Genomic DNA, 19,099 nt, shown 5'->3' with positions numbered 1-19,099 from the left:
TAACAACTGAGCGGATTGGTAGTTTCACTGATATCTTCCTCATTCAGGTTAGGAGGGCTAGAGTGGTACAAAGGGATGAAAATATAAAAAGTGTATCTGTTAGCACCCGCATAATCGCTTTTTTGTGGGATTATATGATCATTTTGGGTTACCTCTTTTTGCTTTTCGGAGTATCTTTTCTGATAAAGCCGTTGCTGATTCCACTGTTTATGGCAAGCCCTATATCGGGGGAGATTACAGGGTTTCTATTGATTACGATGCCTGTATATCTTTATTTTTCCATAAGTGAGGGTTCGAAATCGCATGCGACATGGGGAAAACAAAAAATGGGGATTGTAGTTACAGACATGGCTGGTCAACCAATCGGACTTGGAAACTCTCTCCTTCGCTCTGCCTTAAAATTCATCCCATGGGAGCTAGCTCATTTTACGATTTGGCATATTGTCATTCCCACCGAATATCCAGATTATTTAATTTATTCATTATTTGCCACGGTTTATGGACTGGTGTTTATTTATTTGATAAGTCCCATAATGAACAAAAATAAACAAACCCTTTATGACTTAATCGTGGGGACTGTTATACTCACAAGAACTAAGAATCCATCATTCCATTCCCAGAGGGAGTTACGGAACTAGTTGAATAACACACATGATGAGCAGGCACTGCGGTGGCCTGCTCATTTTACACTTCAAATCATAAGGAGAGCGTTTTTATGCGAACTATATTTGATGCTCATTTACACATCATTGACCCGCGTTTCCCTTTGATAGAGAATCAAGGATTTTTACCTGATGCCTTCACCTGTAATGATTACTTAGAAAAGGTTCGTGATTTACATATTATAGGTGGTGTCATAGTATCTGGTTCATTCCAAGGATTTGACCAATCTTATTTAATTGACTCATTGAGAAAACTGGGTGAAAATTTTGTTGGTGTAACACAATTGCCCCATGACACACCAGATGAAGAAATTATAAAGCTTCATAGCTATGGGGTGAGAGCCATTCGTTTTAATGTAAGGCGAGGAGGTTCTGAAGATATATCTCGTTTAGATTATTTGGCAAGAAGGGTTCATGAGTTAGTAGGCTGGCACGCAGAATTATATATCGACTCCGCGTCTTTACCTGAAATCGCATCAACATTGGAAGCTCTTCCTGCCGTTTCGGTTGACCATTTAGGTTTATCAAATGAAGGATTTAATCATCTTTTATCTTTAGTCGATAAAGGGGTTAGAGTTAAAGCAACGGGTTTTGGTAGGGTTGAACTTCATGTAGAAGAGGCTATCCGTTCAATTTATTCAGTAAATCCAGATGCATTAATGTTTGGAACGGACTTACCATCAACCAGAGCAAAAAGACCATATAATCATTTGGATATTGAACTGATTTATAACGCACTTGATAAAGAACAAGCCGAAAAAGTTTTATTTAAGAATGCAATTAATTGGTATTTGACATAAAGGCTATTCAGATAAGAACAAAGATAAGGCTGCCTGCGAAAGGCAGCCTTCATAATCCAGATCAGCTCTTTCCAACTAATCAACAATATTCCGAGTATAGTATTCGATTATATCTTTGCGGCGAATAATACCTAGGAAGACGCGATCGGCGTCTACAACCGGAACGAAGTTCTGATCGGCCGCCAGCGCCAGCATGTCGTCTAAATCTGCGCTGATCGCGACGCATTCGACCTTCATCCGTTTTTTGATGGAGACGACTGGAATTTCGTGCATCGTATCGAAGCTGAGGCCAGGTGTGGCTTTCAACTTCCATAACAAATCACCCTCGGATAGCGTACCGAAATATAAGCCATTGTCGTCCAAGATCGGAATGGCCGTATAGTGGCTCTCCTCCAATTTATCCATGGCTTCTTTCATATTAGAGGATGTCATGAGGTAAGAGACTTCATTCTTGGGATATAGAAACGATTTGATGTCCATTGAATCACACTCCTTTGGTATATTAAAACATATTTCGACGCGAGGTGCATGTGGAAGTGACTGGGGCATGCCTAATACCTAGGTTGTTCCTCGGTCGCGCCAGTTCGTTGAATACAGCTTACAATTCATCCTTATGTTTTTTCTTTAAATGATCAGAAACAATACCACCAATACCCATCAATGCAAATGGTGAAATATTGGATACAACTCGCATATTTTCTAAAATAGTAATATCAGCACCAGTAAATTTATTCAGAGCTATTATTATTAATTTTGACACTAACAAGAATAACCCTATGACAAACATGCTATCAAAAAAAGCTTTCCACTTTGGGTACGCTAACTGCTTACTTTCTCGAATTATTTTCTCTTTCAGTTCATCGTCACTCCTTAATAATTCATCGATTGAAATCCAAAATAAATCACTTAAATGAATAATTACCTCAATGCTCGGAAATTTTTTTCCTGTTTCCCATTTGGACACTGATTGGCGGCTTACATGAATTTTGTCTGCAGGTCATTTTGTGACCAACTCCTTTTTCGCGTTCTTGCTTTAATCGTTCGCTAAAAATCATAATCTGTTCACCGCCTTTCATACTCCTAGTAATATAAAGGGAATTTCACGAAGTAAAGATAGCAATAAGCGCAGCCCGCGCAATATGCTCGCACTCATAAGAACCTTGATTTATCAAGGTTCTTATGAAAATATAATTATATTTTAATCAAACTTTTTTACATATTATCAAACCTTGTTGTAAAGCTTCATTAAGTTAGTATGGAAGGGAAAACTCTCCCTTCGAAGGTCTACTACTCAAGATGGTATTAAACTTTACCTTAGTATACTGGAAATAGGGTGGGGCTGTCCTGCGTGGGCAGGGGTTCGTCAATAAAGGAAGGTCGCGATTATGAATTTCCCTCCATCCACATATCACTTGCAGAACGGTTATCAGATTTTTTCCATGCTTTGATAGTTCTTAGCAATAATGCGGCTAATCAATCCAGTTCATGGATCCATATTGCAGCGTTATTTATATGTGACTGGTGTGTTGGATTTTATTTCGTGAGGAGCGGTCAGTTTAGATGTACCATTAGAGAATAACAAAATAATGGCGAATGGAAGTGCAGCGTTGATGAATATGAGAAAGCAGTCCCTCATTCATCTTGATGGTCGAACCGTAACATTAATCGACAGCGGTACAGACGACCACGGACAATACCTGTTAGTTGAGCACGTGATTATTCAGCAAGGTGCGATGAACGGTCCGCATTGGCATCCCGTTCTTCAAGAAAAATTCACGGTGAAGGAGGGACGAATGCGATTTGTGATTGACGGCAGGGAAACGATTGTGGAACAAGGAGGTTGTATCACTATTCATCCCAATGAGACTCACCAGTTCTGGAATGTTAGTGACAATCGGCTAATTGCTCTGCACGAAGTTCGTCCCCCGGGACAACATTGGAAGATGTTTGAATTCATTCACAAATTAGAATGTGAAGGGAAGTTGAACAAGAAGGGGGTTCCGTTAAACCCCTTATGGCTTGGAGTCGCCTGGAAATGCATCGATGGTTACATTGTAGGCCCGCCGCGAATCGTGCAAACGGTATTCTTGGGTGGTTTGGCACGGTTAGCCGAGTTCCTTGGGTATCGAATATGATAGGATTCACCATTCGAGCAGGCAGGATAATCCAATGATCTCTAGAATAGTATGTTTTGTGGAATTTTAATGAAGTAGGAAATGCAGAATAGACCAAAACGATGGGAAGTATTTAAGTGATTAGATCATTCGATATTAAAGATCTGGACAAATGCACAATTTTATTTTGCGAAGTTTTTAATGGAGAACCTTGGAATGATCGATGGCTGGATCATAAGGCAAGAGAATATTTATTGGATTTTGTAAACACGCCAGGGTTTATGGGGTTGATCGCGATTCTTGATGAAGAAATTGTTGGTTTTATTTGTGGACATCGCAAGAAATGGTGGGAAAATGATGAGTTCTTTGTAAATGAAATGTGTGTTCATCCTAAATTTCAAGGACAAGGTATTGGTTCGAAGCTGTTTGAAAGTCTAGAAAGAGAGCTACTTGTAAGAGGCATAAAAGCGATAACCTTGCTAACAGACAGAGATGTTCCAGCAGAAAAGTTTTACAAGAAAAACGGCTTTTTCGAAGTGAGTAGACTCGCCTTCCTTGCAAAAAATATAAATGAATAATGGATTGAAGAAGACGGACGCCTGCAATCAAATGACGATATACATATGAACTGGTATCCGCCGACTGATAGATCTGTTTTTTAGACTGAACACGGTATAATCTGTACGTGGTAATTCTCTCGCCCTCCATAACGCATGAATATTGGAGGCCATAGCCTTACGGGTCAAGCGTACAGGTCGACTTGCCTTTCTGTGAATACAATAAGGTGTATTCCAAAACAGGAAGGGGATAATTACTTTGAATCGAAATTATGACTATAACATGGGCAATGTAGCCGGCATGAGTGAAGCTGAATTTTGTCCCGATTGCCCAACGCAAACGATCTATGATCCTCCAATTACACAATATGAGAATTACTACCATCCGCAGCTTGTGAATGTCGTTCAAAATATTGAAACAATTAAGCAGCATCATTGTTGTCCTGTCTATAAGCACCATTACACGTATACGGAGAAAAATGTGATGGTTTCGGGCGTAAAACGCGGGAATCATGTTAAAGTATCCTCCAAAAAACGTTCGAAAAAATAGTCGTTTAAATAAAACAATGACCCGTAAGAACGGACACTTCGCGAATGAAGCAGCCATCATACGGGTCATAAGTTTACAATTCTACATAAGAGGATTATGAATATAAAATGAAGATTAAACGTAATTACGCTAACGAACAAGAACGGACAATTCGGCAGGGGATCCTCTCTTTTTAGAAAGGCTAGGTGATGTTGTGCAATTGATCAAAAAAATAACGGATTATGATATTGTAGGCGATGCCCCTGAAGTCCTAGACACCATATCTCGCTATGGAGCAAGAGGCGTTTTAGTTGATGATGGATGTAATGTTGCCATGATGTATATGTCAAAAACGAACCTTTACAAGTTACCCGGCGGAGGGGTAGATGAGAACGAAGATTCTGAGGATGCATTTTTACGTGAAATCCAGGAAGAAACAGGATATGAAGCTGATATTATTCATAAATTGGGGTATATCGAGGAGCATAAGAAAAGAAATGATTTTATGCAGCTCTCTTACTGTTACATAGCAAAAGCAGGGAAACGCCAGAATATGATGCTTAGTGAAAGCGAAAAGCAATTAGGTATGGTGGTTAAATGGATGACATTAAATAAAGCAATAGAAGTGATGAATGATTCCTCTATAATATGTGATGATTATTCTGATAGATTTATGATTTTACGAGATAAGACTATCCTCGAAAAAACGGTAAACATATTAACTAGGTTGGAAGTAAAGCAGAAACACTGACATACCTTTGTCAGTATTGGATGCTTATAATAGCAATTGTAAACCGATAATTATTATTTGAGGAGGAGATTAAGTATGAGTATAAAACAAACTTTACGAGGATTTGCGACCATCAGTTACTGGGCGGATGATATGGAGGCAGCAAAGGCGTGGTATTCGGAGTTGCTGGGCATTGCGCCTTACTTCGAACGCTCAGGACCAGATGGTCAACTAGCCTATGTCGAGTTTCGCCTTGGTGACTACCAGCACGAACTTGGTCTGATCAATCGCCGTTTCGCTCCTGCCCGTGATACAGCTGGCCCTGGTGGTGCCGTCATGTACTGGCATGTTGATGATATAGAAGCCACTCTTAACCATTTGAAGTCCATGGGAGCGGAAGAATACGAACCGATCCAACGCCGTGGGGAGGGTTTCATTACAGCTTCTGTCACGGATCCATTTGGCAATGTGCTGGGTATTATGTACAATCAGCACTATTTGGAGGTATTGAACTCCAGAATTTGAAGTATGGCGAAAAAAATGGATGACGCTCCGGGCGAGCTGCGATTTTTACCTAGAAAAAATAGTAAAGCCAGTCCTCCATAATGGGTTGGCTTTTTTTGTGTTATTTTAGTATGCCCAACATTCTTAAATGTAATGAAAAAAAACGTTTCAAAAATCAAAAAAGAAACCACTCCATGATCAGGAGTGGTTTTATCTTTATAAATGATGTATACTTTTTGGTTAGACTGTACTTTGTTTTTAATTGCGTTTTTGATTGTTCCGAGAGTTTTGTGAACAGACTGTTCACTTTTCACCAGCTTTTAAATAGCTTATAATTATAAGATAATAGTAGATATATTAATCTATAAACAATTGTATACACGTTATTATTGAAACAGAAAAGGTGTGTGACTAGGTCGCGCCTTGGCTTGTTGAGATGCCGAAGCAGGTGCACCTTGCCTCCTTTCTGCAAATTTTTGGGTATAAGGATGGTAAAAATGAGTAGCAGAGAAACTAAAACAGACGTCATCTTAATTGGTGCCGGAATCATGAGTGCGACTTTAGGGACACTTCTGAAAGAATTAGTACCGGAATGGGAAATTACAGTGTTTGAAAAGCTAGAAAATGCTGGAGAGGAAAGCTCTAACGAATGGAATAATGCTGGAACAGGGCATGCCGCACTGTGCGAACTTAACTACACTGTCGAAAAACCAGATGGATCTATAGATATTAGCAAAGCAATCCAAATTAATGAACAGTTTCAGCTATCCATGCAGTTTTGGTCTTATCTTGTAAACAGCAAGCTGATACGTAATCCGCAGGACTTTATTATGCCGTTGCCTCATATGAGTATGGTACAAGGGGAACAAAATGTATCGTTTTTAAAGAAACGTTTTGAAGCGATGTCCAATAATCCTCTGTTTCAAGGGATGGAATTTTCCGATAACCCTGAAAAACTGATGGAATGGATTCCGCTTATTTTACAAAGTCGTCCATCGAATGAACCTATAGCTGCAACTAAAATCGACACTGGCACTGATGTGAACTTTGGTGCTTTGACGCGCATTTTATTTGACCACTTAAAAAGTAAAAACGTCGATATTAAATATAAACATAGCGTTGATAACATTAAACGAACTAGCGACGGCTCGTGGGAATTGAAAGTAAGAAACGACAGCGGTAGCGTTGAACGCCATAATGCAAAATTCGTCTTTATTGGAGGCGGAGGAGGAAGCCTGCATTTACTGCAAAAATCCGGTATTCCTGAAGGGAAACATATTGGAGGTTTTCCGGTAAGTGGAATATTTATGGTGTGTAATAATCCGGAAGTAGCAGCGCAGCATCATGCAAAAGTATACGGCAAAGCTAAGGTTGGCGCTCCTCCAATGTCTGTTCCACATCTTGACACTAGATTTATCGACAACAAAAAATCGTTGCTATTCGGACCGTTTGCCGGCTTCTCGCCAAAGTTTTTAAAAACCGGTTCAATGTTTGATTTGGTAACTTCCGTAAAACCGGATAATCTCGTAACTATGTTGTCCGCAGGTGCAAAAAACATGTCACTGACAAAATACCTGATCGAGCAAGTTATGTTATCTAAGGAAAAGCGAATGGAAGAGTTGCGAGAGTTTATCCCGAGCGCCAAAAGCGAGGATTGGGATTTAGTAGTAGCGGGCCAACGTGTGCAAGTTATAAAAGATACTGAGGCTGGTGGCAAAGGTACACTTCAATTTGGTACAGAAGTCATTAGTGCCGCTGATGGCTCGATTGCGGCATTACTAGGTGCTTCTCCTGGTGCTTCTACCGCTGTTCACGTTATGCTTGAGGTATTTAAAAAATGCTTCCCGCAACATATGAAAGAGTGGGAACCGAAAATTAAAGAAATGATTCCTTCTTATGGCGTATCACTAATGGAAAATACAGAGCTTCTGCACGAAATTCATGCTTCAACAGCAGCGACGCTTGGACTAAGCGAAAAAGAGCTAGTTTATAGTTAATCGTTTGGATGTTTGATATTTGCACTTATAATTGAATAAGCATGTACGAAAAAAGCAATCGAAATTCCAGTTCGATTGCTTTTTATATGCGGGATTTTAAAATGGAAGTCAAAATTCAACATAAAAGGGATGATGTTCTTTATTTAAACAAAACTCTATTCTCTGCCTGAAATTTCTCCAGGTCACCATCTCTAATGCTTTCTCGATCGGAAAAAATCCTACTTCTAAAAACTCAGGGAACGTTGTTAATTCGCCTCCGATTGGTCTGGCTAAAAATAAAGTGTTACAAATACACTCCCCTACATTTTGAAAAATACCACAAAATGTTGTCACTTCTATATCGATACCGCTCTCTTCCTTTGTTTCCCTAACCGCTGCATCCTTCAACGATTCACCTTCTTCAACTACTCCCCCCGGCATTTCCCAGCCCCGACTAGGACCTTTTATTAATAATATGTCGGATTTATTGTATCCAGTCTTATTAACAGGTTGAACAAGAGCCTGAAATCACCCCCGTGATTTCAGGCTCTTGTTCTTCTCTGCTGATACATGAACATTATACAAATGGATAAGTGAAATTACACAATGTTGCATAAAAGACGATAAATGATTGTATTTACTTATAAGAATGAAGTATAATGCCTTATATACTACTTAGATATTTTACCATTATCATCATGAATAAGGGGACATTAGCATGTTTCAAGAAGAGCGGATAAACGCGATTATGGAGCATTTGAAGCAATACCAACGTGTCGATATTAAAGATATTTGTCAACAGTATGATGTATCGCGCGATACTGCCCGTCGGGATTTATTGAAGATGGAAGCGCTTGGCCTGATCGTCCGTACACACGGTGGCGCGGTTTTACCGATAAAACCAAAAGAAATATACGAGTATAAAGAGCGACTCGTGAGAGAATCCGGTGAGAAACGTGAGATTGGACATTTTGCAGCTTCACTTGTTAACAACGGAGATTTTATTATGATGGATGCTTCAACCACAGTTCAATTTGCCGCGGAAAATTTATCTTCGGAGAATAACGTTGTCGTAACTAATTCGATTGATATCGCAGATGTACTCTCCAGAAAAAATACGGTAAGAACTTATTTATTAGGTGGAGAGTTAAACGCTCGGCATCGGTTTCTATTCGGGCAATCAACGCTAAATATGTTAGCCGATTATCAGGTGGATAAATTATTTCTTGGTGCATGTGGAATTACGGCCAATGGCTTATCTTATCCCTATGAGGAGGATGGAGTTGTTAAGCGAGAAATGATTAATCGGGCAAATCAAGTCATTGTATTGGCGGACCATACTAAATTCGGAAATCAGATGTTTTATAAAATAGCAGGTTTAGAATCCATTGATTTGTTGATCACCAACCAGAAGCCGAATCAAGAAATGATGGACAATCTTAAAGAGCATCAAGTAGAACTATTAGTTGTATCGGAGGAAGATCGTCATGATTAAACTGATTGTTAGTGATTTAGATGGTACTTTGATAGACCATACGCGCCGAATGAATAATAGAGACCTTGAAGCAATAAAATGGGCTCATAAGGAAGGATTTGAATTGTGCATTGCATCAGGAAGGATGTACTCTGAAATCAAGATCGTCATGAACGAGCTCAATAATGGTTATCATGCAATAGGCCAGAACGGGGCTACTGTTCGCCTAAAGAATCTAGAATTTTTGGCATCCTCTGTTTTTGAGCCAGATGTATCTTCTCGAATTCTTCAAACAACCCGCTGCTTCGACCATTTTGTAAATTTTGTTCATTGTACAGATGATTCATTTTATTTAAAGGAACGTAATGACAAATCGCATCCGTATGAAGCTCGTATATTAACAGCTTGTACCGCGCGTTGGGATCTGGAAGCAGCATTAAAAGAGGATGAAATAAGGTGTTGTAAAATTTCCTACTTTGGTGAACTGGAAAAATTGCTTCAATTGAAGGCTGAATTGCATAATCAGTTTGAAGGTGAAATAGAAATGTTTATTTCCGACAAGGATTGCCTTGATGTTATGCCATTAAATGTATCAAAAGGAACAGCATTATCACTGTTGATCAAAAAGTTGGGGCTCCATCCAAACGAGGTCGCATGCATAGGGGATTCGTTTAATGATTTATCCATGTTTGCCATAACGGAACATAGTTATGCCATGAGCGGCAGCCATATTGATATAAGAAACCAAGCAAGCACTGTAGTAAATGCTGTATCGGAAGCGATAGATCACATCATCTCCTATAACCGTTCTTATGTAACGGATTGCGGTTGAAAGGTAAGGCGGTAGATCTTTGACGGTTATCCCAGCTGGAATTTGAATAGAGTTGATGTTCATTTAAGTTCATTCATATTTTTAATGATATGCAATGTTGGGGGGAGCGACAAAATGGAAAACGGGGCGCTTGAATATACAGGCATAGAAGCGAAGCAGTTTGCCTCTCGTGGCCAAATGGAGGAGTGGGTTCACCTCTATTTGAATTCAGCTGGTAAAAATCCTTCGTTTTCGGAAGGTCTAAAACAACGAAAACGACATTGGGTCGGTCCAATCCTGATCGATGTTGATCGGTTGGTGCGTTGTCACGGACCCGAAAACGAACCCAATATGGAGTACTATTCTACAGTAGAACAGTGGGAGCACTTAGTTGGCCGATATGAACGAATGTTTCGCGAGGGTTGGGATGCTCCACCTTTAATCATACAACATTTGAATGGCGCACTATCGGTCCGCGATGGTAATCGACGCACAGCAGCTCTTAAGCGTGCTGATATCAAAGAATATTGGGTAATCATTTGGGATGACGAAAACGTAGACAATATCTGGAACACACTGCGCAAATAAAGCAATCTAAAGCTAGAGGGGACACTATATATTGCAAGAAGGCAGCCAGTAATAGCGGCTGCCTTTTCTTCGATCAAGGGCAGTTATTGGGAGCGAGGCTTTGCAAAAGAGGCCGCTCAGATGAGATTTAATCTGAAGGATCTGGCTGGACCTTTAATTTTAGGATTTCATCAATGGATCGGGTTTTAACGATTTCCATAACGAATGTTCCCAAGTCATCGTAACTCATCGCGTTTAATTTATGTTTGAATGCTTCCGGAATGGTCTCTTTTTCAGAGATTTCTTTAATAATATCCAAAATCACTTCAACTCTAGCCTTATGTCGGTTTTTGATATCAAAACTCATGCATTCGTACTCCTGTTCTGGATCATGTTCTTTCTTGGCATTAATTATTTTGTAAATAGATGATTGCCGATTTTCTTGGTCGCTGTACGCGTCTTGAACCAAACCGATTTAGATACATCTGGATTAAAGTAGAAGAATGCATTGCCGGTTGGGTCAACGCCTTTCACCGCAGCTTTAGCCGCTTTGAACGCCGTTTGATTCGGGATAAGCCAGTACTGTCCGTCTTTTACAGCTGAAAAAGCATTTGGCTCCATAATGACTCCTTTCAGTGTATTCGGAAACTTTGGAGATTGCAGGCGATTCATTACAACTGCACCGACCGCCACTTGGCCTTTATAATCTTCGCCTCTCGCCTCTGCATAGATGACGCGAGCAAGCATAGAAAGCTCTTTTTTGTTCACCGACAATTTTTTGAGCTTTGCCCATGTTCTAGGGCCTACAATGCCGTCGCTGTGAAGTCCGTTATATTTCTGAAAGCGTTGAACTGCGTTATAGGTGGCCTTTCCAAAATTTTTATCGATGGGTAGATTGTAATAACCAACGGTATGAAGCCGGAATTGCAGTTCCGTAATGGCCTGACCCTCACTGCCGATTTTCAAGACAGGGGAAGCATCTATCTTGTCATTTGAAGCGGTTGTGATGACTAGAACGAGTGAAGCAAATAGAACAAGAAATCTGTACATGATGATAAAATCCCTCCGTATATGAATAATAGGTGATTAGATCGCTTATTCTAGCACAGCATGAATATGAAAATCTTGTTAAATTATTCTCATCTACATCCCCCCCTGAAAAAAAGGAAAACAACCGAACAGTTATATTTACAGTATGATCAGGTACTCTAAATTAATTATAAATTCACGAATATTAGGAGCGAACCATGCAGGATGACATTGAATTAGCAATGGAGAAAATTGAGCAGCTTAATTTTCGTAATCAAAGAGCAATGATGGAATTGGTAAAAAGAAGTTTGAAATTAAATGATGATGAGTTCACTAAAGAATTGCTTGTAGCTTATGCTCATCAAAACCCTATTCATATTTTAGAGGTGGCGGTTGCTCTACAATACGAAGAAATCATTAAGGCGCTGCCAGACAAATTTTCATAGTGTTTTGGCTTCCCTTCAAATAGTTCTATGCATAAAAAAATCCCACCCTAAGGTGGGATTTAAATTAGTTTTAAGCATTGACGGCTTCAGGTCTCTTTACTTGCAAAGGAGGAGGTATGAGCCATCCTTTTTCTTTGCTCATCTCAAGGATTTTTACGCCAATTGCTGTTTTAGTGATATGGTATTTAGCAAATAATGCGCCGATATCTTCTCTTATGGATTGACCCATAGCTTGACTACAAGCAACTAATCCCAATGCGGTGTCGGATCTTTGTCACCAGCGTGGATTAAGTACGCTTGGTAGCAAGATACTGCTCCTTTGTCCACTGTCGAAGCTTGCCACACACTAAAGATTTCTCCGTAGTGCAGAGGTTGATCTTTTGGATTGCCGCTTAAAACCCCCATTTAATAATGCTCCTTTTTTTAATCAATTTTCGACTTATTTATTATGTCGTTGAGCAAAATATCAATGTCTGGTACAAGTTAGAAAAAACATAACTTGAAGAACGATATTTGCGTTAAAATGTAACTGCATCCGCTTTAATTTAACGATATTAATCGCCATAAAAAACACCCCTAAGAATATATCATTAGAATAACCAAGTGGTATTCCAATCTCTATTCTTAGGGGTGCATTTCACTAAAGGGGTGTTTGTGTTAATTAACCTTACTTAAGCGTGGTCACGGTCACGTACGCGTTTTCTTGCACCAGCTAAGCCAAACAGTCCTAAAAGGCCAAGCCAGCCCCAATCAAAACCATCATCATCAGTTGCTGCATTAACCCTGTAATTGTTTGCATTCATAGTTGTTCCGCTTTGGGAACGATTCAAGTTCTCTGCAGATGCAGGGATAGCTGAGTAAATCATCAAGCACCCGATGAAGCCCATTATTAAAATTACTTTCTTCATTTACATGCCCCATTCTCATTTCGAATTTAAGACGAATTTATTTTTTGCTACATAACACAAAGTTATACTTTAAATATGTATTGACCTGTAATTTTAATCGATTAGAAATTATGATTAATAGGTCAGCAAAGAAAAAAGACGTCCTCAAACGGGACGCCTCCTTCTTGAAAGATGATATTCTGACTTTCGTAGCAAATAGCACCTATGCTTTTCACACAAACATGAGTTGAACATGTTTAGATAATAATTAACCCAACAATCGTGCCAGACATATCGAATATATTCCATCATATTCACGCTTTCCCCTCCCAAGATTAATCATCTCTGGCTGGATACGCACGTACATGTACATATATTCTTCGGAACTAGTTGTCAATTTAAGTCTTACTGAAGAGCTCAATTCAATATGGAAGAAAGACATTTGTTTGATGCGCATAAAGCTATTCGGGTGATATCGAATACCACTTTTGGTATACTTCTATTAATAAACCATCTGATTATCGGAACAAGCTAAATTGAAGGGAGATTTAAAAACGATGTATGAACAGAAAACAAAGGAAACCGACAACAGCGTAATCGAATTTATTGATAATGTCGATAATCTCAAGAAGCGCGAAGACGCATATAAGCTGTTAGACATATTTACGGAAACAACAGGTTACCCAGCTAAGATGTGGGGACCTAGCATTATTGGTTTTGGCTCGTATCATTACCGATATGAATCTGGTCATGAAGGAGTTGCACCTCTAGTAGGTTTCTCGCCTAGAAAGGCAAAGATAAGCCTGTATTTTGCGACTGGCGATACGGAGCGCGAAGTGCTGTTGCAAAATTTCGGAAAACACACTTCAGGTAAAGCATGTGTCTATATTAATAAAATAGCGGACATTGATGTTGACGTATTGAAAGCGTTAATAATCCAATCTGCCAGGTTTCTGAATGAAGCGTATCCGAATTGATACACCTGAATGGGGTCATCGAGCAGCTTACTTCCGTGATACCTGCCGATTTTAAGATGTAAACCTCTTTGCAGTAAAAGTACTTTTACTGCAGGGAGGTTTTTTTGTGATTTATTAGAGAATAGGCAGGAAGAAAACCATTTTTTGATTTACATGTAAAAAATATTTGACATTGTGTATGGTCGATCATACACTGTGTATAGAAAGCTTTACTTTTTTATAAATATTAACAGAAGAGGCGATCTGAAATGTCCTTTCAAGAAAAGAGAAACATCGTATCCTTAATGGCCACCTTACTCATTTTTTCGATCTATTGTACGTATGTGTTTCAAAAGTACCAAGAAGGGAGCTTTCAAACTTCAAATGACTTCAGCTTCTGGGGAGCTTTCATTCTAATTTTAATTCCGGTATCGATCGTAGCCAAAATTATCATCCATATCGTGTTTAGTATTGTTAATACCATTGCCACAAAAGAAAAAGAACCATTAATTACGGATGAGCTCGACCGATTAATTGCATTAAAATCCACTAGAAATTCTCATTATGTATTTATCATTGGTTTTCTACTATCCATGATACCGCTGGTGATGGAACAACCACCCTATATGATGTTCATCATACTAATTAGTTCTGGGTTATTATCAGAGATGGTTGGAATTATCACACAGCTGTATCTTTATCGAAGAGGGATTTAAAATGAGCAAATGGCATATTAGCAACAACATTCGGACTTTACGTTTTAATCATGATGAAATGACACAGCAACAATTAGCAGATAAAGCGGGGGTGACCCGGCAGACTATCGTTGCGATTGAGAAAGGTAACTACTCCCCCTCTTTGGAATTGGCTTTTCGTATTGCTCGCGTTTTCGATTTAACCTTGGAAGAGATATTCACTTTCGAGGAAAACTAGGAGGGGTTTGTTATGACAACCCGCAACAACGAAAAATCACCTCATTTTTATTCAAGTATCACAGGACTTGGGCTTCTGTTTATGGCTATTTTAGCAATGTTTTCTAATTTTTCTATTCTTGATGGCCTTATTGTTCCGGATGATGCAGCAACAACGGCTAATAACATCATATCCAACGAGATGTTATTTCGGAGTGGGTTCATTAGCTTTGTTATCGTGCTTATTCTGGATGTGCTGGTAACGTGGTCACTTTATGTTTTACTCAAACCGGTTAATAAAAATCTTGCAATACTCGCGGCGTTGTTTAGATTGGTATACACCGCCATTTTCGGAATCGCCTTGTACAATTTTTTGAATGTGCTGCAGCTTCTTAGCGGTGCTGAATACTTGAGTGTATTCACTGCCGAACAGCTGCACGCTCAGGTCATGTTATTGATCAATGCGTTTAACAATGGGTGGCTTATTGGATTAGTGTTTTTTGGATTCCACTTATTGATCGTTGGCTATTTAATTATCAAGTCAGCAGGCTACTTGCCTAAATGGATTGGGATCCTCTTGGTCCTTGCAGCTGCGGGCTATTTAATAGATAGTTTTGCACATTTTCTTCTAACCAATTACGACGACTATAAAACGATATTCCTTCTGATCGTTGCCGTACCTGGAGTGATTGGTGAGCTATCATTAGCCTTTTGGCTTCTGATTAAGGGTGTGAAAGCAGAGAGGTGATTGAGCTGACGAACAGTAAAAAACGATCACCACTGGAGGCCTAGCATGAAAAAAAGGTATGTTATGTGCTATCATGCAGAGAAAAATAAAGAAAATTAATATACGTATAATGTAAAGGCTGCTGACTCCATTGGGTCAGCAGCCTTTTTTTCCATCCACATAAAAAAGGATAGAAAATCGTAAAAAAGATCGGGATATTACAAATATATAATTTGTAAAATATGCTAAATTTGAAGCACCCAGCAAGCTAAGGAGGGAACATGATAAGCAAATTCAAATGTGCTTCCCTAACGGGAAAAGTAGTCCAATAAAAAATAGGAGGAACAAGTATGAAAAGAGTAATCGGAATTGTTTTGGCCATCATCCTCTTTGCAGGAATGATGAACTTTCCAATGAATGTTCGTGCTGCAGATTCAACTTTGGATGGCCACGGATTGCTGGGTGAATTTTTTAAATGTGTGAGAAACCCAAATAACCGCGAAGACATAACCATCTTTAATTTTGATGATTTTCGAGGAGAAAGAGCAGTTGGAAATTTAAATGGTGATTCTTTCGCAAGCATTTTTAATCAGTTTTCAGGAACTCCCGACTATAATACGGCACGTTTTACAGGAACTATCGTACCGGAATTTACAGAAGATTATACTTTTCATATGGTAGGCGATGACGGGTTCAGATTATGGATTAATGGAGAGTTAATCATTGACTTTTGGCAGCAAACCTGGGAAAAACCACAGGTTAGTATTCCGCTTTCTTTGGAAGCAGGAAAACATTATGATATCAAAGTTGAATATTTACAAGGGTGGGGAGGGTCTTGGCTTCGTATGGAATGGGAAAGCGCAAGCCAAAGTAGAGAAGTCGTTCCGGAATCGGCTCTTTATTTGCCGCCAGACCGCGTAATGACGACTAAGAAAGCGGATTTGACGGCAGAAATTCAAAAGATCGTATATTTAACGGAAAACTTTGCTGACGAAGTAACGGAAAGCGCAGTAATCCACTTAAATGCAACTAAAATGACGGCGGAGGAATTGCTTGGCTCGATTGATGACAAAGAGATTAGTGATCGAGATAAGGTAGCATTATTAATAGAGTCGATTGAGAGCTTATCTATCGCTCGATCCGATTTTATGAAAGAAATGGGCGTCACAAGCTCTTCGGTATCCGACAAATTTAATAACCCGTTATATCAAGGGCAGGACCCATTTGTAACGTATAAAGACGGATTTTATTACTTTGTATCATCCAGCAACTTAGATTCTAACAATAAAGTTTATGTATCCAAGTCCCGTACCCTGTTAGACCAGGGTGAGAAGGTAATGGTATACGATTCAAAAGGAGATCAGACTCGTATTTTTGCCCCGGAAATCTTTTTCTTTGACGGCAAATGGTATATCTATTATTGTGCCGACTTAAAAGAGTTTGGTTTCAAGCATATGGCAACTGTTTTGGAATCCGTTACTGACGATCCTCAAGGGGAATATGTCGATAAAGGTGCCTTATATGCGGGTGAAAATGGTGTGTATAAACAAGCGAACGATTTTACGGTATTTGAATACAACGGCCAGTTATATGCGGTTTGGGGCACTTTAGGCTCCGGAGAACCAGTCGGGCCGGCAATTGCCCCGATGGATAACCCTTATACGATTACGGCAGATCGCTCATTCTTGCCAGGCGGCGGCGGAGAAGGTCCCCGAGTATTGCAAAGAGATGGCAAAGTATTTATTACCATGTCAGAAGGCGACTATGCATCAGATGGTTATCGTTTATCTTATTTTACGAATACAGACGGAGATTTTTTAAACCCGAATTCTTGGACCCGTACAAATGATGTTTTCGTTGCCACCAGCGATGTATCTGGTCCAGCCAGAGCAGGCTTTGTAAAATCGGCAGACGGCAAGGAAGATTGGATGATCTACCATTCACGAGTATACCAAGATACGGGACGTAACTGGTGGCGCCAAGTCAATATTCAGAAAATCGGCTGGAATGAAGACGGAACCCCTCATTTTGGCGAACCTGTATCTCCGTATGAATGGCAAGATTTGCCTTCAGGTGATTTAGGGCTAGGCGATATGTATCAAGCAGAGGATGCCATGCTGTATGGCGATATTACAAAAGACAATAGCCATAAAAATTATCAAGGAACAGGCTATATAAACTTGCCCAAAAAATCTGGCGCTGAAGCTAGCTTTGTCGTAAACGCAGAAGAAGATGGTGATTACATCGTAGGTGTAAGATATGCATATGGCGTTCAAGTGGAGGGGGAATCTACAAACAATCCAACGACACAATTGCCTGCACAAGCAAAAATCAATGTATATGTAAATGGTATTCCTGTAAAAACGATCGAACCAGATAAAACGGCAATCAGCTGGGATGAATGGTTTACCGCTTCTGAACGGTTAGTTTTAAAAGCAGGCAAGAACGTAATCAGTTACCGTATTGATAACGATAGTATTGGCAATGTGAATGTGGACTATCTAACGTTGTATAAAGCAGATGTTCCAAATGCTGTTCCGACAACGGAAACAGGTTTAACAGGGACGCTTACAGGTGTGCCTCAAATTCCGGCAGGAAATAATTTCGATGTAAGCTATGGATTAGCTCATGTTTCGACCAGCCTAGACGATGCAATCTATGCCCAGGATCTCATATTCAACTACGATCCCGAGAAACTTGAATTTGTTTCAGTACAATCGCAGAAGGAAGGTCTACTGGCCATTGATCCTAAAGCAGATCACTCTGGGCAAGTCCGTATTTTGCTTGTAAGTCAAGGTGCGGATCATGCCGTCACCACCGATGGTGAATTGCTTAAACTAAACTGGAAAGCGATCAAAGAAACAGCTCAAACAACCATTACACTCTCTCAAGCGTTAATTGCCAACTCTGCGGGCGTGGAGACTTCACTTGCACCTGTTTCATATAAGGTACAAGTTACAAGCACTGATGAACTGAACAAGGAAGCACTGAATGCGTTAATTGCTCAAGCTCAGTCTGCTGTGAATGCGGCGGTAGAGGGCAGTGCGCCAGGGCAATATCCTATCGGTTCAAAAGCTGCTTTGCAAGCCTCGATCCAAGCAGCCATTGCAGCATCCGAGAGTGCGAGTAGTCAAGCAGAGATTGATCAAGCAGCAAACCTCTTAAATCAAGCGTTGCAAACCTTTAAAAATTCGGTCAATGCTAAAGTACCAGGAGATATGAACACGGATGGAAAAGTGTCCGTAGGCGATCTTGCAATTGCAGCTGTCAGCTATGGCAAAAGTTCGACAAGCCCGGATTGGAATTTGATCCAAAAGGCGGATATCAACCATGACGGCATCATTGATATTGTTGATCTAGCGGTTATCGCAAGAGCCATTTTTCAATAAAAAACGATATTGATGAGAGCGCTCACAAAA

22 protein-coding genes and 2 pseudogenes are annotated in these 19,099 nt (G+C 39.8%); 17 read left to right on the top strand and 7 right to left on the bottom strand.

Annotated features, from left to right (window positions below; genetic code table 11):
• Positions 1-62 precede the first annotated feature (62 nt).
• Entirely contained in the window at positions 63-638 is a 576-nt protein-coding gene (locus HI950_RS28475) for an RDD family protein (RefSeq protein WP_169088780.1), read from the top strand.
• 77 nt (positions 639-715) lie between these two features.
• A complete protein-coding gene (locus HI950_RS28470) occupies positions 716-1,462 on the top strand; it encodes an amidohydrolase family protein (protein ID WP_169088782.1) in 747 nt (248 codons plus the stop codon).
• Between the two features lie 75 nt (positions 1,463-1,537).
• Here HI950_RS28470 and HI950_RS28465 read toward each other — a convergent pair whose 3' ends face one another.
• Both HI950_RS28465 and HI950_RS28460 read right to left on the bottom strand, forming a co-directional pair.
• The gene (locus HI950_RS28465; protein WP_169088784.1) at positions 1,538-1,942 is read right to left on the bottom strand and encodes a CBS domain-containing protein; all 405 of its coding nucleotides are present in this window, start codon (positions 1,940-1,942) and stop codon (positions 1,538-1,540) included.
• 118 nt (positions 1,943-2,060) lie between these two features.
• Positions 2,061-2,517 (bottom strand): annotated as a pseudogene (locus HI950_RS28460) (helix-turn-helix domain-containing protein).
• A 555-nt stretch (positions 2,518-3,072) separates the two neighbouring features.
• On the opposite strand from HI950_RS28460, the gene HI950_RS28455 reads away from it, so the two are divergent.
• From HI950_RS28455 to HI950_RS28430, 6 genes are all read left to right on the top strand, one after another.
• Positions 3,073-3,597: a cupin domain-containing protein gene (locus HI950_RS28455; RefSeq protein WP_223285560.1), complete on the top strand. Its 525-nt coding sequence runs from the start codon at positions 3,073-3,075 to the stop codon at positions 3,595-3,597.
• Between the two features lie 116 nt (positions 3,598-3,713).
• Positions 3,714-4,154, top strand: a complete 441-nt coding sequence (locus HI950_RS28450) for a GNAT family N-acetyltransferase (RefSeq protein WP_169088786.1) — start codon at positions 3,714-3,716, stop codon at positions 4,152-4,154.
• Between the two features lie 238 nt (positions 4,155-4,392).
• On the top strand, positions 4,393-4,683 hold the full coding sequence (locus HI950_RS28445; protein ID WP_169088788.1) for a hypothetical protein: 291 nt from the start codon (positions 4,393-4,395) through the stop codon (positions 4,681-4,683).
• 193 nt (positions 4,684-4,876) lie between these two features.
• A complete protein-coding gene (locus HI950_RS28440) occupies positions 4,877-5,413 on the top strand; it encodes an NUDIX hydrolase (protein ID WP_169088790.1) in 537 nt (178 codons plus the stop codon).
• A 75-nt stretch (positions 5,414-5,488) separates the two neighbouring features.
• Complete coding sequence (locus tag HI950_RS28435; protein ID WP_169088792.1) at positions 5,489-5,917, top strand: VOC family protein; 429 nt, start codon at positions 5,489-5,491, stop codon at positions 5,915-5,917.
• Between the two features lie 476 nt (positions 5,918-6,393).
• Entirely contained in the window at positions 6,394-7,893 is a 1,500-nt protein-coding gene (locus tag HI950_RS28430) for a malate:quinone oxidoreductase (RefSeq protein ID WP_169088794.1), read from the top strand.
• A gap of 108 nt (positions 7,894-8,001) precedes the next feature.
• Here the strand turns inward: HI950_RS28430 and HI950_RS28425 are convergent, their stop codons facing one another.
• Complete coding sequence (locus HI950_RS28425; RefSeq protein WP_317618464.1) at positions 8,002-8,349, bottom strand: NUDIX hydrolase; 348 nt, start codon at positions 8,347-8,349, stop codon at positions 8,002-8,004.
• Between the two features lie 241 nt (positions 8,350-8,590).
• Here HI950_RS28425 and HI950_RS28420 point away from each other — a divergent pair, with 241 nt between their 5' ends.
• From HI950_RS28420 to HI950_RS28410, 3 genes are all read left to right on the top strand, one after another.
• Positions 8,591-9,367, top strand: a complete 777-nt coding sequence (locus HI950_RS28420) for a DeoR/GlpR family DNA-binding transcription regulator (RefSeq protein WP_169088798.1) — start codon at positions 8,591-8,593, stop codon at positions 9,365-9,367.
• Entirely contained in the window at positions 9,360-10,178 is an 819-nt protein-coding gene (locus HI950_RS28415) for an HAD family hydrolase (protein ID WP_169088800.1), read from the top strand. The genes HI950_RS28420 and HI950_RS28415 overlap by 8 nt, the downstream gene beginning before the upstream one ends.
• Before the next feature lie 114 nt (positions 10,179-10,292).
• Complete coding sequence (locus HI950_RS28410; protein WP_169088802.1) at positions 10,293-10,745, top strand: ParB N-terminal domain-containing protein; 453 nt, start codon at positions 10,293-10,295, stop codon at positions 10,743-10,745.
• A gap of 127 nt (positions 10,746-10,872) precedes the next feature.
• Here HI950_RS28410 and HI950_RS28405 read toward each other — a convergent pair whose 3' ends face one another.
• Together HI950_RS28405 and sleB are read right to left on the bottom strand one after the other, a co-directional pair.
• Positions 10,873-11,091, bottom strand: coding sequence for a hypothetical protein (locus HI950_RS28405; protein ID WP_169088804.1), 219 nt, complete (start codon positions 11,089-11,091; stop codon positions 10,873-10,875).
• A gap of 44 nt (positions 11,092-11,135) precedes the next feature.
• Positions 11,136-11,774 (bottom strand): spore cortex-lytic enzyme, encoded by a 639-nt coding sequence (gene sleB, locus HI950_RS28400; RefSeq protein ID WP_169088806.1) that lies wholly within the window; start codon positions 11,772-11,774, stop codon positions 11,136-11,138.
• 197 nt (positions 11,775-11,971) lie between these two features.
• Between sleB and HI950_RS28395 the strand changes: the two genes are divergently transcribed.
• Complete coding sequence (locus tag HI950_RS28395) at positions 11,972-12,199, top strand: hypothetical protein (protein WP_169088808.1); 228 nt, start codon at positions 11,972-11,974, stop codon at positions 12,197-12,199.
• 70 nt (positions 12,200-12,269) lie between these two features.
• On the opposite strand, the pseudogene HI950_RS28390 reads toward HI950_RS28395, so the two are convergent.
• Positions 12,270-12,604 (bottom strand): annotated as a pseudogene (locus tag HI950_RS28390) (DUF3231 family protein).
• 266 nt (positions 12,605-12,870) lie between these two features.
• The gene (locus HI950_RS28385; RefSeq protein ID WP_169088810.1) at positions 12,871-13,107 is read right to left on the bottom strand and encodes a WGxxGxxG family protein; all 237 of its coding nucleotides are present in this window, start codon (positions 13,105-13,107) and stop codon (positions 12,871-12,873) included.
• Between the two features lie 536 nt (positions 13,108-13,643).
• Between HI950_RS28385 and HI950_RS28380 the strand changes: the two genes are divergently transcribed.
• From HI950_RS28380 to HI950_RS28360, 5 genes are all read left to right on the top strand, one after another.
• Entirely contained in the window at positions 13,644-14,063 is a 420-nt protein-coding gene (locus tag HI950_RS28380) for a DUF1801 domain-containing protein (protein WP_169088812.1), read from the top strand.
• Between the two features lie 248 nt (positions 14,064-14,311).
• A complete protein-coding gene (locus HI950_RS28375) occupies positions 14,312-14,758 on the top strand; it encodes a hypothetical protein (protein ID WP_169088814.1) in 447 nt (148 codons plus the stop codon).
• Position 14,759: 1 nt separating this feature from the next.
• Positions 14,760-14,975, top strand: a complete 216-nt coding sequence (locus HI950_RS28370; protein ID WP_169088816.1) for a helix-turn-helix transcriptional regulator — start codon at positions 14,760-14,762, stop codon at positions 14,973-14,975.
• Between the two features lie 12 nt (positions 14,976-14,987).
• Positions 14,988-15,701 carry a DUF4386 domain-containing protein gene (locus tag HI950_RS28365; RefSeq protein ID WP_169088818.1) on the top strand — a complete coding sequence of 238 codons (714 nt, stop codon included), beginning with the start codon at positions 14,988-14,990 and terminating at the stop codon, positions 15,699-15,701.
• Positions 15,702-16,030: 329 nt separating this feature from the next.
• On the top strand, positions 16,031-19,069 hold the full coding sequence (locus HI950_RS28360; protein WP_169088820.1) for a family 43 glycosylhydrolase: 3,039 nt from the start codon (positions 16,031-16,033) through the stop codon (positions 19,067-19,069).
• Positions 19,070-19,099: the final 30 nt, after the last annotated feature.

Source organism: Paenibacillus sp. PL91 (assembly GCF_012935325.2).
GTDB lineage: Bacteria > Bacillota > Bacilli > Paenibacillales > Paenibacillaceae > Pristimantibacillus.
The sequence above is the reverse complement of the archived record's forward strand: the minus strand, read 5'-3'. Positions and strand labels throughout refer to the sequence as shown.